The sequence below is a fragment of the Leclercia sp. LSNIH3 genome (assembly GCF_002935105.1).
Taxonomy (GTDB): Bacteria; Pseudomonadota; Gammaproteobacteria; order Enterobacterales; family Enterobacteriaceae; genus Enterobacter; species Enterobacter adecarboxylatus.
On the sequence record NZ_CP026387.1, the window covers coordinates 511,844 to 526,051 of the forward strand.

General features: G+C 55.9%; 14 protein-coding genes. 12 read left to right on the forward strand and 2 right to left on the reverse strand.

Translation table 11 applies throughout. The features are described from left to right. Nucleotides 1-100 precede the first annotated feature (100 nt). From rluE to C3F35_RS02570, 8 genes are all read left to right on the forward strand, one after another. On the forward strand, nt 101-772 hold the full coding sequence (gene rluE, locus C3F35_RS02535; RefSeq protein WP_103792906.1) for a 23S rRNA pseudouridine(2457) synthase RluE: 672 nt from the start codon (nt 101-103) through the stop codon (nt 770-772). Continuing rightward, nucleotides 765-1,238 (forward strand): NUDIX hydrolase, encoded by a 474-nt coding sequence (locus tag C3F35_RS02540; RefSeq protein ID WP_103792907.1) that lies wholly within the window; start codon nt 765-767, stop codon nt 1,236-1,238. Before rluE ends, C3F35_RS02540 begins: the two co-directional genes overlap by 8 nt. 41 nt (nt 1,239-1,279) lie before the next feature. Continuing rightward, nucleotides 1,280-2,389 (forward strand): tRNA 2-thiouridine(34) synthase MnmA, encoded by a 1,110-nt coding sequence (gene mnmA / locus C3F35_RS02545; protein WP_146054048.1) that lies wholly within the window; start codon nt 1,280-1,282, stop codon nt 2,387-2,389. Between the two features lie 27 nt (nt 2,390-2,416). Next, entirely contained in the window at nt 2,417-3,046 is a 630-nt protein-coding gene (gene hflD, locus C3F35_RS02550; protein WP_103792909.1) for a high frequency lysogenization protein HflD, read from the forward strand. Nucleotides 3,047-3,065: 19 nt separating this feature from the next. Continuing rightward, nucleotides 3,066-4,436, forward strand: a complete 1,371-nt coding sequence (gene purB, locus C3F35_RS02555) for an adenylosuccinate lyase (protein ID WP_032617589.1) — start codon at nt 3,066-3,068, stop codon at nt 4,434-4,436. Between the two features lie 125 nt (nt 4,437-4,561). Next, on the forward strand, nt 4,562-5,233 hold the full coding sequence (gene phoP, locus C3F35_RS02560; RefSeq protein ID WP_032617646.1) for a two-component system response regulator PhoP: 672 nt from the start codon (nt 4,562-4,564) through the stop codon (nt 5,231-5,233). Further along, entirely contained in the window at nt 5,234-6,697 is a 1,464-nt protein-coding gene (gene phoQ / locus C3F35_RS02565; protein ID WP_032617588.1) for a two-component system sensor histidine kinase PhoQ, read from the forward strand. It begins immediately after the preceding gene. 89 nt (nt 6,698-6,786) lie between these two features. After that, nucleotides 6,787-7,908 (forward strand): ribosomal protein uL16 3-hydroxylase, encoded by a 1,122-nt coding sequence (locus C3F35_RS02570; protein WP_103792910.1) that lies wholly within the window; start codon nt 6,787-6,789, stop codon nt 7,906-7,908. 108 nt (nt 7,909-8,016) lie between these two features. Here the strand turns inward: C3F35_RS02570 and pepT are convergent, their stop codons facing one another. After that, the gene (pepT, locus tag C3F35_RS02575; protein ID WP_032617586.1) at nt 8,017-9,243 is read right to left on the reverse strand and encodes a peptidase T; all 1,227 of its coding nucleotides are present in this window, start codon (nt 9,241-9,243) and stop codon (nt 8,017-8,019) included. A gap of 249 nt (nt 9,244-9,492) precedes the next feature. Here pepT and potA point away from each other — a divergent pair, with 249 nt between their 5' ends. Genes potA through potD form a run of 4 tightly spaced genes read left to right on the forward strand, consistent with a single transcriptional unit; the run spans nt 9,493 to nt 13,289 of the window. Continuing rightward, nucleotides 9,493-10,629, forward strand: a complete 1,137-nt coding sequence (potA, locus tag C3F35_RS02580) for a spermidine/putrescine ABC transporter ATP-binding protein PotA (RefSeq protein WP_059308257.1) — start codon at nt 9,493-9,495, stop codon at nt 10,627-10,629. Continuing rightward, a complete protein-coding gene (gene potB / locus C3F35_RS02585; protein WP_059308258.1) occupies nt 10,613-11,470 on the forward strand; it encodes a spermidine/putrescine ABC transporter permease PotB in 858 nt (285 codons plus the stop codon). The genes potA and potB overlap by 17 nt, the downstream gene beginning before the upstream one ends. Next, nucleotides 11,467-12,258: a spermidine/putrescine ABC transporter permease PotC gene (gene potC, locus C3F35_RS02590; protein WP_059308259.1), complete on the forward strand. Its 792-nt coding sequence runs from the start codon at nt 11,467-11,469 to the stop codon at nt 12,256-12,258. The genes potB and potC overlap by 4 nt, the downstream gene beginning before the upstream one ends. Then, entirely contained in the window at nt 12,255-13,289 is a 1,035-nt protein-coding gene (gene potD / locus C3F35_RS02595) for a spermidine/putrescine ABC transporter substrate-binding protein PotD (protein ID WP_103792911.1), read from the forward strand. Before potC ends, potD begins: the two co-directional genes overlap by 4 nt. A gap of 88 nt (nt 13,290-13,377) precedes the next feature. On the opposite strand, the gene cobB is transcribed toward potD, so the two are convergent. Then, nucleotides 13,378-14,199, reverse strand: a complete 822-nt coding sequence (cobB, locus tag C3F35_RS02600; protein WP_103792912.1) for a Sir2 family NAD+-dependent deacetylase — start codon at nt 14,197-14,199, stop codon at nt 13,378-13,380. Nucleotides 14,200-14,208 lie beyond the last annotated feature (9 nt).

The window sequence follows — 14,208 nt, forward strand, 5'->3', positions numbered from 1 at the left end:
GCTTCTGGTTGTTACTGATCTTATGTTAATAATTTGTAATGAGCCTATCGATAGTACCTGAATGTCTGGCGCCATGAAAGGCATTCGTTATTAGGCTATAATGCGGCAATTGATAACGTCTGAAAATACCATGCAGAAAACTTCTTTTAGAAATCACCGGGTTGAACGATTCAGCACACGACAAGCCGCCAGGCCGCGCAAGCAACGCGAGCCGACACGCGTCATATTGTTCAATAAACCTTATGATGTGCTGCCGCAATTCACCGACGAAGCCGGGCGCAGCACGTTGAAAGATTATATCCCCGTTCAGGGTGTCTATGCCGCGGGCCGACTCGATCGCGACAGCGAAGGGCTAATGGTGCTCACCAATAATGGCGACCTGCAAGCGAAGCTCACGCAGCCTGGGAAACGCACCGGCAAAATCTACTATGTTCAGGTTGAGGGCATCCCGGACGACGAGGCGCTGACGGCATTGCGTAACGGCGTCACGCTGAACGACGGCCCTACCCTGCCCGCAGGCATTGAGCTGGTCAGCGAACCTGAATGGCTCTGGCCGCGCTATCCCCCTATCCGCGAGCGCAAATCGATTCCCGTTTCGTGGATCAAAGTCACCCTTTATGAAGGCCGCAACCGCCAGGTGCGTCGTATGACGGCCCATGTCGGGCATCCAACCTTACGCCTGATACGCTACGCGATGGGCAGTTACACGCTGGATTCTCTCGCCAACGGTGAGTGGCGGGACGTTACCGAACAAGGAGAGCATCATGTTTAAGCCGCATGTCACGGTGGCCACCATTGTCCACGCCCAGGGTAAATTTTTAGTGGTGGAAGAGACCATCAACGGTAAAGCGCTGTGGAATCAGCCTGCGGGTCATCTGGAAGCCGACGAAACGCTGGTCCAGGCCGCGCGGCGCGAGCTGTGGGAAGAGACCGGCATTCATGCCGAACCGCAACACTTCATCCGGTTACATCAGTGGATCGCGCCGGATAAAACGCCTTTTTTGCGCTTCCTGTTTGCCATTGAGCTTAGCGAAACGTGCGCCACTGAGCCGCACGACAGCGATATCGATCGCTGCCTGTGGGTGGATGCCGACACCATTCTGAGTGCGACTAATCTGCGTTCGCCACTGGTGGCGGAGAGCATTCGCAGCTACCTCACCGGCAATCGTCTGCCGCTGGAGACCATTGGGGAATTTAACTGGCCGTTTACAGAGGGTGTCAATGCCGGGGGCGCGTGATAGAATACGCCGCCTTGAAGTTCAATGTCGTGAGTATTCCAATGTCTGAAAGCCAAAAAAAAGTGATCGTCGGCATGTCCGGCGGCGTCGATTCTTCTGTATCAGCCTGGCTCCTGCTGCAACAGGGCTATAAGGTTGAAGGCCTGTTCATGAAGAACTGGGAAGAGGACGATGGCGAGGAATACTGTACCGCGGCGGAAGATCTGGCCGATGCGCAGGCGGTCTGCGACAAGCTCGGCATTGAACTGCACACCGTCAACTTTGCCGCAGAGTACTGGGATAACGTGTTCGAGCATTTCCTGGCTGAATACAAAGCCGGCCGCACGCCGAACCCGGATATTCTGTGCAACAAAGAGATCAAATTTAAAGCCTTCCTCGAATTTGCTGCTGAAGATCTGGGCGCTGACTACATCGCTACCGGCCACTACGTGCGCCGCGCCGATGTCGACGGCAAAAGCCAGCTGCTGCGCGGCCTCGACGGCAACAAAGATCAGAGCTACTTCCTTTATACCCTCGGCCACGAACAGATTGCCCAAAGCCTGTTCCCGGTTGGCGAGCTGGAAAAACCGGAAGTGCGTAAAATCGCTGAAGAGCTGGATCTGATCACCGCGAAGAAAAAAGACTCTACCGGTATCTGCTTTATCGGTGAGCGCAAATTCCGTGAGTTCCTTGGCCGCTATCTGCCTGCCCAGCCGGGCAACATCGTTACCGTGGATGGCGATGTCATTGGCGAGCACCAGGGACTGATGTACCACACCTTAGGCCAGCGTAAAGGGCTGGGGATCGGCGGCACCAAAGAGGGTAGCGAAGATCCGTGGTACGTTGTTGATAAAGACGTTGAAAATAACATTCTGATTGTGGCTCAGGGCCATGACCATCCGCGTCTAATGTCCATCGGCCTGATCGCGCAACAGCTGCACTGGGTTGACCGTGAGCCGCTGAAAGGCACGCTGCGCTGCACGGTGAAAACCCGTTACCGTCAGACCGATATTCCCTGCACTATTACCGCGCTGGACGATGAACGCATTGACGTGCGCTTTGACGAGCCGGTTTCTGCCGTAACGCCGGGCCAGTCTGCCGTCTTCTACAGCGCCGAGATCTGCCTTGGCGGCGGTATTATTGAACAACGCCTGCCGCTGACTGCGGTTTAATACGATTACACACAGAAAGGAGCCAGTGTGGCGAAGAACTTTTATGACATCACCCTGGCACTGGCGGGAATTTGCCAGTCTGCCCGTCTGGTGCAACAGCTGGCACATCAGGGTCACTGTGACGCTGATGCCCTGCACGTTTCGCTCAACAGCGTCGTGGATTTGAACCCCAGTTCAACCCTCGGCGTCTTTGGTGGTAGCGAAGCGAATCTTCGCCTCGGTCTGGAAACCTTACTCGGTGTGTTAAATGCCAGTAGCCGTCAGGGGCTGAACGCGGAACTGACGCGCTATACCCTCAGCATGATGGTGCTGGAGCGCAAACTGAACGCCACCAAAGGGGCCATGGACACCCTGGGCGATCGCATTTCAGGCCTTCAGCGTCAGCTTGATCATTTCGATTTGCAGTCAGAGACGTTACTCAGCGCCATGGCCGGTATTTATGTGGATGTCATCAGTCCACTGGGGCCGCGGATCCAGGTCACCGGATCCCCTGCCGTCCTGCAAAGCCCGCAGGTACAGGCCAAAGTGCGCGCCTCACTGCTGGCCGGTATTCGTGCCGCGGTACTGTGGCAACAGGTTGGCGGTGGCCGCCTGCAGTTAATGTTTTATCGTAATCGCCTGACGACTCAGGCAAAACAAATTCTTGCTCATTGTTAACCTCCCGGAGTTGCGAATTATGGAATTATCCTCACTGACCGCCGTTTCCCCTGTCGATGGACGCTACGGCGATAAAGTCAGCGCGCTGCGCGGGATCTTCAGCGAATATGGTCTGCTGAAATTCCGTGTACAAGTTGAAGTACGCTGGCTGCAAAAGCTGGCTGCACAGGCAGCGATCGCGGAAGTTCCTGCTTTTGACAGCCAGGCAAACGATTACCTTGATAAAATCGTGGCAGAATTCAATGAAGAAGACGCCGCGCGTATCAAAACCATCGAGCGCACCACTAACCACGACGTGAAAGCGGTTGAGTATTTCCTGAAAGAGAAAGTGGCCAACGTCCCGGCGCTGCACGCGGTATCTGAATTTATTCACTTCGCCTGTACTTCAGAAGATATCAACAACCTCTCCCATGCGCTGATGCTCTCTACCGCACGTCAGGAAGTGGTCCTGCCGTACTGGCGCAAAATCATCGACGCGGTAAAAGCCCTGGCGGTGGAGTATCGCGATATCCCGCTGCTCTCCCGTACTCACGGTCAGCCAGCCACCCCGTCCACCATCGGTAAAGAGATGGCTAACGTCGCCTACCGTATGGAGCGTCAGTACCGCCAGCTGGAGCAGGTGGAGATCCTCGGCAAAATTAACGGTGCCGTCGGTAACTACAACGCGCACATGGTTGCCTACCCGGAAGTGGACTGGCACCAGTTCAGCGAAGAATTTGTCACCTCTCTGGGCATCCAGTGGAACCCGTACACCACCCAGATCGAACCGCACGACTATATCGCCGAGCTGTTTGACTGCATCGCGCGTTTCAACACCATCCTGATCGACTTCGACCGTGATGTGTGGGGCTACATCGCCCTGAACCACTTCAAGCAGAAGACCATCGCGGGTGAAATCGGCTCGTCCACCATGCCGCATAAGGTTAACCCAATCGACTTCGAAAACTCCGAAGGCAACCTGGGTCTGGCGAACGCCATGCTGCAACACATGGCCAGCAAACTGCCGGTTTCCCGCTGGCAGCGCGACCTGACGGACTCCACCGTGCTGCGTAACCTCGGCGTGGGCATTGGCTACGCGCTGATCGCGTATCAGTCGACCCTGAAAGGCGTAAGCAAGCTGGAAGTGAACCGCGAGCGCCTGCTCGACGAGCTGGATCACAACTGGGAAGTGCTGGCAGAGCCGATCCAGACCGTGATGCGTCGCTATGGTATCGAGAAACCGTACGAGAAACTGAAAGAGCTGACCCGCGGTAAGCGCGTGGACGCCGAAGGCATGAAACAGTTTATCGACGGTCTGGAACTGCCAGAAGACGAGAAAACCCGCCTGAAAGCGATGACCCCGGCCAACTACATCGGTCGCGCCATTGCGATGGTTGATGAGCTGAAATAATGCTTTTTGCCCTCTTTCCACCCGGAAAGAGGGTTGCTTCCCCTCCGGTTTACGAAATGTTTATCCCCGCCGCAACATAATCAGCGTTAAACTATTCTGACCATTCATATTAGGGAGAAGCGATGATGCGCGTACTGGTTGTTGAGGATAATGCGTTGCTACGTCATCACCTGAAGGTTCAGCTTCAGGAAATGGGGCATCAGGTGGACGATGCCGAAGATGCAAAAGAAGCCGATTACTATCTCAATGAACACCTGCCCGATATCGCCATCGTTGACCTGGGTCTGCCCGATGAAGATGGCCTGTCGCTGATCCGCCGCTGGCGCAGCCACGATGTGTCACTACCGGTGCTGGTCCTGACCGCCCGCGAAGGCTGGCAGGATAAGGTTGAAGTCCTGAGTGCCGGGGCAGATGACTACGTCACCAAACCCTTTCATATCGAAGAAGTCGCCGCCCGTATGCAGGCATTGATGCGCCGCAACAGCGGTCTGGCTTCACAGGTGATCTCCATTCCGCCGTTTCAGGTCGATCTCTCCCGCCGGGAACTCGCTATCCATGACGAGGTGATTAAGCTCACCGCCTTTGAATACACCATCATGGAGACGTTGATCCGCAACAGCGGCAAAGTGGTGAGCAAAGATTCGTTGATGCTCCAGCTCTATCCCGACGCGGAGCTGCGTGAAAGCCACACCATTGACGTTCTGATGGGTCGCCTGCGCAAGAAAATACAGGCGCAGTACCCTGAGGATGTTATCACCACCGTGCGCGGTCAGGGCTACCTGTTCGAATTACGCTAAATGAAAAAACTCTTTCGTCACTTTCTGCCTCTGTCGCTGCGCTTTCGTTTTCTGCTGGCGACGGCGGTAGTGGTGCTGGTGCTCTCGCTGGCCTACGGGATGGTCGCGCTGGTGGGCTACAGCGTCAGTTTCGACAAAACTACCTTCCGCCTGCTGCGCGGGGAGAGCAATCTGTTCTATACCCTCGCGAAATGGGAAGACAACAAAATCAGCATCGATATGCCGGAGCATCTGGATCACCAGAGTCCAACCATGTCTCTGATTTACAATGAAAAAGGCAAGCTGCTGTGGGCGCAGCGCGATGTGCCCTGGCTGATTAACAGCATCCGCCCGGAGTGGTTAAAGGCCAATGGTTTTCATGAGCTGGAGGCGGATGTGGATGCTACCAGCGCGCTGGTGGGTAACGATCGGAACATGCAGAAAGAGCTGGCTGAGATCCGCGAGGATGACGACAACAGTGAGCTGACCCACTCGGTGGCAGTCAATATTTATCCCGCCACCATCACCATGCCGCAGCTGACGATTGTGGTTATCGACACCATTCCGGTCGAGCTGAAACGCTCTTATATGGTGTGGAACTGGTTTGTGTATGTGCTGGCCGCCAACCTGCTACTGGTGATCCCTCTTCTGTGGCTGGCCGCCTGGTGGAGCCTGCGACCCATTGAGTCACTGGCAAAAGAGGTGCGCGAGCTGGAAGAGCATCATCGCGAGAATCTCGACCCGAACACCACGCGGGAGCTGACCAGCCTGGTGAGCAACCTGAACCGGCTGCTGAAAAGCGAGCGTGAGCGTTACGACAAATACCGCACCACCCTGACCGATCTGACGCACAGCCTGAAAACCCCGCTGGCGGTGATGCAAAGTACGATGCGATCCCTGCGCAGCGCGAAGCTCAGCGCCGATGAGGCAGAACCGGTGATGCTGGAGCAGATCAGCCGTATCTCACAGCAGATCGGTTACTACCTGCATCGCGCCAGTATGCGTACTGGCAGTACCCTGCTGAGCCGGGAGCTGCACCCCGTCGCCCCACTGCTGGACAGCCTGACATCGGCCCTGAACAAAGTCTATCAGCGCAAGGGGGTGAACATTACTCTCGATATCTCGCCTGAGATCAGCTTCGTGGGCGAAAAGAATGACTTTATGGAAGTGATGGGCAATCTGCTCGATAACGCCTGTAAATACTGCCTGGAGTTCGTCGAAGTCTCTGCCCGTCAGGGTGAAGACCAGCTGCACATTATTGTGGAGGACGACGGCCCGGGGATCCCGCAGGGCAAACGCGACCAGGTCTTCGATCGTGGGCAGCGTGCCGACACCTTACGCCCTGGTCAGGGGGTTGGTCTGTCGGTTGCACGCGATATTGTTGAGCAGTACGGCGGCCGGATCGATACGGGCGACAGTCTGCTGGGCGGCGCGCGGATGGAAGCCATTTTTGCCCGCCAGCACCTGATAAGCGACGAGAGTTAAGCCTTCGGGTGAAAAAAGCGTGATTCTCCCACGCAGCCCGCCAAGCTTCCGTTATAATCCGTGTCAGTAAAAGCCTGCGGAATATAAATATGGATTATCAATTAGCCCTTAACTGGCCCGACTTTATCGAACGTTACTGGCAAAAACGCCCGGTGGTTCTGAAACGCGGCATCACCAATTTCGTCGATCCCATCTCTCCCGATGAACTGGCCGGCCTGGCCATGGAGAGCGAAGTCGACAGCCGCCTCGTCAGCCATAACGAAGGGAAATGGCAGGTCAGCCACGGTCCGTTTGAAAGCTTCGATCATCTGGGCGAGAACAACTGGTCCCTGCTGGTGCAGGCGGTCAACCACTGGCACCAGCCTGCCGCAGCCCTGATGCAGCCGTTCCGCGCCCTGCCCGACTGGCGGATGGACGATCTGATGATCTCCTTCTCCGTGCCAGGAGGCGGCGTTGGTCCGCATCTGGATCAGTACGACGTATTTATCATCCAGGGCACCGGCCGTCGCCGCTGGCGCGTGGGTGAAAAGGTGCCGATGAAACAACACTGCCCGCACCCGGACCTGCTGCAGGTCGATCCTTTTGTCGGCATTATCGACGAAGAGCTGGAGCCGGGCGATATTCTCTATATCCCGCCAGGCTTCCCTCACGAGGGTTACTCCCTCGAGAACTCGATGAACTATTCGGTGGGCTTCCGCGCTCCAAGTGGCCGCGAGATGATCAGCGGGTTTGCCGATTACGTTCTGCAGCGCGAGCTGGGCAGCCATCGCTTCAGCGACCCGGATGTGCCATCGCGTGAGCATCCGGCAGATATCCTGCCCGAAGAGCTGGAAAAACTGCGCGGCATGATGTTGGATCTGATCAACCAGCCGCAGCATTTCAATCAGTGGTTCGGGGAATTTATCAGTCAGTCCCGTCACGAGCTGGACGTCTCTCTGCCGGAGCCGCCGTATCAGCCAGATGAGATTTACGATGCGCTGCAACAGGGCGACAAGCTGGTACGTCTGGGTGGCTTGCGCGTGTTACGTATTGGCGAAGAAGTGTATGTCAACGGCGAACAGCTGGATTCCCCACACCGTCCTGCGCTGGAAGCGCTGGCGAGCCACACGGTGCTGACGGCCAACACGTTCGGTGAAGCACTGGAAGATCCGTCGTTCCTCGCTATGCTGGCGGCGCTGGTCAACAGCGGATACTGGTTCTTCGAAGACTGAGTTGAGTTGCCCGGTGGCGCTGCGCTAACCGGGCCTGCAAAACCGTAAGCCGGGTATGGCATCGCTGCCACCCGGCTTTTTTTATCGGCGCGTCCTGGCGCCACAGGGTTACTGCTGTTTCGCCGTTAGCTCGGCGATCCGCACAATCACCTGTACCGCTTTCTCCATTCCCTCAAGGGTCACGAACTCATGCTTGCCGTGATAGTTGTAGCCACCGGTGAACAGATTCGGGCACGGCAATCCCATAAAGGAGAGCTGTGCGCCGTCGGTGCCGCCACGGATGGGTTTGAGCTGCGGTTCGACGCCACAGTCGCGCATCGCCTGCTGCGCCACCTCAAGAATGTACGGATGCTCGATCACCTTTTCATGCATATTGTAATAGCTGTCCTCAATGATCAGCTCAATGTAGCAATCCGGGTGTAGCCCTTTGCCCACCTTTTTGGCGATGTCCATCATCCTGCGTTTGCGCGCTTCAAAGCCGTCGCGGTTAAAATCGCGGATGATGTAGTGCATGTCCGCGCGATCGACCGTTCCTTTGATGCTGGTGAGGTGGTAGAACCCCTCATAGCCTTCGGTTTGTTCCGGGCTTTCATCTGCCGGGACTTCGGCATGAATACGGGCCGCCAGCGACAGCGCATTCACCATCACCCCTTTCGCCGTGCCCGGGTGGACGTTGTTGCCAACGATGCGGATATTGACCGACGCCGCATTGAAGTTTTCAAACTCCAGTTCGCCCACGCCGCCACCGTCAACGGTATAGGCCCAGCGGGCATCGAACGCTTCAACGTCGAAATGCTTCGCGCCTTTGCCGACCTCTTCATCCGGGGTAAAGGCCACGCGAATATCACCGTGCGGTACATTGTTGTGCTTCAGTACCGCCAGCGCGGTCATGATCTCGGCCACGCCGGCTTTATCATCGGCACCGAGCAGCGTTTTGCCGTCGGTGGTGATGAGCGTCTGCCCGAGCAGCTGGTGTAGCACCGGGAACATCACCGGGGAGAGCACTTCGTCGCCAACCCCCAGCGCAATATCGCCGCCGCGATAGTTCTCAACAATCTGCGGATTTACGTTTTTACCGCTAAAATCCGGTGAGGTATCAACATGGGAAATAAAACCAATCGCCGGAATATCACCGCTGACACTGGCGGGAAGCGTCCCCATCACCGTCCCTTTTTCACTTAACGTGACGTTGACCAGACCTAACTCTTCCAGTTGCGCCTTTAACAGGTGTAACAGTTTCCATTGTCCTTCGGTGCTCGGCACCTGGCGGACACCCGGTTTAGATTGGGTATCCAGCGATACGTACTGTAAAAAACGCTCAAGCAATTTATCCATGCAGTCACCCTCACTTTTTGTGACAACATTATCAGTAAGCATCAAAACCCAAATATTGCGTCAGGTCACTTTTATCCCGTTAACGAGAGTTTTTCCGTTTTGTCGCAGCTATCGCTAATAAATGTAGCTTATCAATGGGTAACAAGGATTGGCGATTACGGAGTATTCCCGTAGAATGTCCGCCCTCATTACGTTTCACCAAGGTGGCTAACCACAAACCCCGCTGCGATAAGTATCTGCAGCGTCGATATGGGACTGAATCAAAAATTGAATACACAACCAGCTTCACTGTCACCGTTGGTGCAACTGGCCGGAATTGGTAAAAGCTTTGACGGAAAAACCGTCATTTCCGACCTCGATTTAACGATCAACAACGGCGAGTTTCTTACGCTGCTTGGCCCGTCGGGCTGCGGTAAAACGACAGTGCTTCGCCTTATCGCCGGGCTGGACAACGTCGATCATGGTTACATCCATCTTGAAGATCAGGACATCACTCAGGTTCCTGCTGAACATCGTCACGTCAATACCGTCTTTCAAAGTTACGCCCTTTTCCCGCATATGACGGTTTTCGAAAACGTCGCCTTTGGCCTGCGGATGCAAAAAACCCCTGCCAGCGAAATTACGCCCCGCGTCACCGAGGCTCTGCGCATGGTGCAGCTGGAGACCTTCGCACAGCGTAAGCCACACCAGCTGTCGGGTGGACAGCAACAGCGCGTCGCCATCGCCCGTGCGGTGGTCAATAAGCCGCGCCTGCTGCTGCTGGATGAGTCGCTCTCCGCGCTGGATTACAAGCTGCGTAAGCAGATGCAGAACGAGTTAAAGGCGCTGCAGCGTAAGCTCGGGATCACCTTTGTCTTTGTCACCCACGATCAGGAAGAGGCCCTGACCATGTCGGATCGCATCGTGGTGATGCGCGACGGCAAAATCGAACAAGACGGCACGCCACGCGAGATATACGAAGAGCCGAAAAACCTGTTTGTCGCCAGCTTTATTGGCGAAATCAATATCTTCAGTGCTACGGTTATTGAACGCCTCGACGACCAGCGGGTGCTGGCCAATGTCGAAGGCCGTGCCTGCAACATCTTCGTCAACTTTGCCGTAGAGCCAGGACAGCAGCTTAACGTTCTGTTGCGCCCGGAAGATCTGCGCGTCGATGAGATCCACGACGAGACCGAAGCCGAGGGCTTGATCGGCTATATCCGTGAGCGCAACTACAAAGGGATGACGCTCGAGTCGGTGGTCGAACTGGAAAACGGCAAGATGGTGATCGTCAGTGAGTTCTTTAACGAGGACGATCCTGATTTCGACCATTCGCTCAATCAGAAAATGGTCATTAACTGGGTAGAAAGCTGGGAGGTTGTGCTGGCTGATGAAGAACACAAGTAAGTTCCAGAATGTGGTGATCGCCACTATCGTCGGTTGGCTTGTGTTGTTTGTCTTTTTACCCAACCTGATGATCATTGCCACCAGCTTTTTGACCCGCGATGACGCCCATTTCGTCTCGCTGGTCTTTACGCTGGAAAACTACGCGCGCCTGCTCGATCCGCTCTATTTCCAGGTGCTGCTCCATTCACTCAATATGGCGGTCATCGCCACCTTGGCCTGCCTGGTGCTGGGCTATCCCTTCGCCTGGTTTCTGGCGAAGCTGCCGCAAAAGGTGCGCCCGCTGCTGCTGTTTCTGCTGATTGTGCCCTTCTGGACCAACTCGCTGATCCGCATTTATGGCCTGAAGATCTTCCTCAGCACCAAAGGTTACCTGAACGCCTTTCTGCTCTGGCTGGGGGTGATCGACACCCCGATCCGCATTATGTTTACCCCCGGGGCGGTGATTATTGGGCTGGTCTATATCCTGCTGCCGTTTATGGTGATGCCGCTCTACTCCAGTATCGAGAAGCTGGATAAACCCTTACTGGAAGCGGCGAGAGATCTGGGTGCCAGCAAACTGCAAACCTTTATCCGCATCATCATTCCGCTGACCATGCCGGGGATCATTGCCGGTTGCCTGCTGGTGATGCTGCCGGCGATGGGGCTGTTCTACGTCTCCGACCTGATGGGCGGGGCAAAGAACCTGCTGATTGGCAACGTCATCAAAAGCCAGTTCCTGAACATTCGCGACTGGCCGTTCGGCTCGGCCACCAGCATTACCCTGACGGTGGTCATGGGGCTGATGCTGCTGGTCTACTGGCGTGCTTCGCGCTTGCTTAACAATAAGGGTGAACTCGGATGATCGGTCGACTGCTCCGCGGCGGTTTTATGACCGCCATTTATGCGTATCTCTACATTCCGATCATTATTCTGATCGTCAACTCGTTTAACAGCTCGCGCTTCGGCATCAACTGGCAGGGGTTTACTACCCAGTGGTACAGCCTGCTGATGAATAACGACAGCCTACTTCAGGCGGCGCAACACTCGCTGACCATGGCCATCATCTCGGCCACCTTCGCCACCCTGATTGGCTCCCTGACCGCGGTGGCGCTTTACCGCTACCGTTTTCGCGGTAAGCCCTTCGTCAGCGGGATGCTGTTTGTGGTGATGATGTCCCCGGACATCGTGATGGCCATTTCCCTGCTGGTGCTGTTTATGCTGCTGGGGGTGCAACTGGGCTTCTGGTCGCTGCTCTTCTCGCACATCACCTTCTGCCTGCCGTTTGTGGTGGTGACGGTCTACTCCCGTCTGAAAGGCTTTGATGTCAGGATGCTGGAAGCGGCAAAAGATTTGGGTGCCAGCGAAATGACTATTCTGCGCAAAATTATTCTGCCGCTGGCGATGCCCGCGGTGGCTGCGGGATGGCTGCTCAGCTTTACCCTGTCGATGGATGACGTGGTGGTTTCGTCGTTCGTCACCGGACCGAGCTATGAAATTCTGCCGTTGAAGATCTATTCAATGGTGAAAGTCGGCGTATCACCGGAGGTGAACGCGCTGGCGACCATTCTGTTGATGTTATCGCTGGTTCTGGTGATTGCCAGCCAGCTTGTTGCTCGTGATACAACAAAATCTCAGGGGACAGTGAAATGAAAAAAATGCTTGCCGCCGCGGCACTGGTGCTCGGAATGGGCGCTGCGCACGCAGACGACAGTAAAACGCTCTACTTCTACAACTGGACCGAGTATGTGCCGCCAGGCCTGCTGGAGCAGTTCACCAAAGAGACGGGCATCAAGGTTATCTATTCCACCTACGAGTCGAATGAAACCATGTATGCCAAGCTCAAAGCCTATAAAGACGGCGCTTACGATCTGGTGGTTCCCTCGACCTATTTCGTCGACAAGATGCGCAAAGAGGGCATGATCCAGAAGATCGACAAAACGAAGCTAACCAATTTTTCAAACCTCGATCCTGAGATGCTCAACAAGCCGTTTGACCCGAATAATGACTACTCTATCCCCTACATCTGGGGCGCGACAGCAATCGGCATCAACAGCGAGGCAATGGATCCTAAAACGGTTACCCGCTGGGCAGACCTGTGGAAGCCGGAATACAAAGGCGGTTTACTGCTGACCGACGACGCGCGCGAAGTCTTCCAGGTGGCACTGCGTAAGCTGGGTTACTCCGGCAATACCACCGATCCGAAAGAGATCGAAGCGGCGTATCACGAGTTGCAAAAACTGATGCCAAACGTCGCGGCCTTCAACTCCGATAACCCGGCTAACCCGTATATGGAAGGGGAAGTTAACGTGGGGATGGTGTGGAACGGTTCGGCGTACGTGGCGCGTCAGGCGGGTACACCGCTTGAGGTGGTGTGGCCTGAAGAAGGTGGCATCTTCTGGATGGACAGCCTCTCCATTCCGGCCAATGCCAAAAACGTGGACGGGGCGCTGAAGCTGATTAACTTCCTGCTGCGCCCGGATGTGGCGAAACAGGTGGCAGAAACTATCGGTTACCCGACGCCAAACCTGGCCGCCCGCAAGCTGCTCAGCCCGGCCGTGGCGAACGACAAATCGCTCTACCCGGATGCCGCAACCATCAGTAAAGGCGAGTGGCAGAATGATGTGGGCGATGCCAGCCGTCTGTATGAAGAGTATTACCAGAAGTTGAAGGCGGGTCGTTAAGCCCTGCGCCCTGATGCCCTCTCCCGCAGGGAGAGGGTGATAGCGTTGCAGACCGGGTAAGCGAAGCGTTACCCGGCAAATCTCCGTGTTATAACCCTTTCAGCAGTTTATCCACAAAGGTCGGCACCACTTCGCTCGCCAGTCCGTAGGTTTTTTCTTCAAATTCGCTGCCGACCTGGCTCGGCTCCAGGTTCAGCTCCACCGTATGCGCCCCGTGCAGCTTCGCCTCGTGGACGAATCCTGCCGCCGGATAAACATGCCCGGAGGTGCCAATGGCGATAAACACATCCGCCATCGCCAGCGCGCTATAGATCTCGTCCATGCCCAGCGGCATTTCGCCAAACCAGACCACGTGCGGGCGCAGCGGGGACGGGAACTGGCAGCAGTGGCATTTGTCAGCAAGGGTGACATCGCCGGTCCAGTTAAATACCTGGCCGCTGCCGGAACACCGCACCTTCAGCAGTTCGCCGTGCATATGGATCACGTTGCGGTTGCCCGCGCGCTCGTGGAGGTTATCGATATTCTGCGTCACCAGCAGAAAACGATCTCCCAGCGCCTCTTCCAGCTTTGCCAGCGCCAGATGCGCCGCGTTCGGAGCAATTTCCGGCGACTGCAGCTGACGACGGCGGGCATTGTAGAATTCCTGCACCAGCTGCGGGTTACGGGCGAAGCCTTCCGGCGTCGCCACGTCCTCAACGCGATGCTCTTCCCACAGCCCGTCGGTGGCGCGGAAGGTTCGAATGCCCGACTCGGCGGAGATCCCCGCCCCGGTCAGGACCAACACTCTTGGCTTTTCCATCAATTCTGGCAGTACCCTGTCTCTGAAGAAAATCCGCTGGCGTAAGCGTTCACGCAAGCGACGTTTGTTTCGACGAAAACGGCTGAGTCGATGTGACCGACGCGACAACATAATAACCTC

Bases quoted from the DNA above. Each gene is read 5' to 3' on its own strand.
- potB (WP_059308258.1), top strand. From the start codon at position 10,613: ATGAAGAACACAAGTAAGTTCCAGAATGTGGTGATCGCCACTATCGTC.
- potA (WP_059308257.1), top strand. From the start codon at position 9,493: ATGGGACTGAATCAAAAATTGAATACACAACCAGCTTCACTGTCACCG.
- C3F35_RS02570 (WP_103792910.1), top strand. From the start codon at position 6,787: ATGGATTATCAATTAGCCCTTAACTGGCCCGACTTTATCGAACGTTAC.
- cobB (WP_103792912.1), bottom strand. From the start codon at position 14,199: ATGTTGTCGCGTCGGTCACATCGACTCAGCCGTTTTCGTCGAAACAAA.
- purB (WP_032617589.1), top strand. From the start codon at position 3,066: ATGGAATTATCCTCACTGACCGCCGTTTCCCCTGTCGATGGACGCTAC.
- potC (WP_059308259.1), top strand. From the start codon at position 11,467: ATGATCGGTCGACTGCTCCGCGGCGGTTTTATGACCGCCATTTATGCG.
- phoP (WP_032617646.1), top strand. From the start codon at position 4,562: ATGCGCGTACTGGTTGTTGAGGATAATGCGTTGCTACGTCATCACCTG.
- C3F35_RS02540 (WP_103792907.1), top strand. From the start codon at position 765: ATGTTTAAGCCGCATGTCACGGTGGCCACCATTGTCCACGCCCAGGGT.
- rluE (WP_103792906.1), top strand. From the start codon at position 101: ATGCGGCAATTGATAACGTCTGAAAATACCATGCAGAAAACTTCTTTT.
- phoQ (WP_032617588.1), top strand. From the start codon at position 5,234: ATGAAAAAACTCTTTCGTCACTTTCTGCCTCTGTCGCTGCGCTTTCGT.
- pepT (WP_032617586.1), bottom strand. From the start codon at position 9,243: ATGGATAAATTGCTTGAGCGTTTTTTACAGTACGTATCGCTGGATACC.
- potD (WP_103792911.1), top strand. From the start codon at position 12,255: ATGAAAAAAATGCTTGCCGCCGCGGCACTGGTGCTCGGAATGGGCGCT.
- mnmA (WP_146054048.1), top strand. From the start codon at position 1,280: ATGTCTGAAAGCCAAAAAAAAGTGATCGTCGGCATGTCCGGCGGCGTC.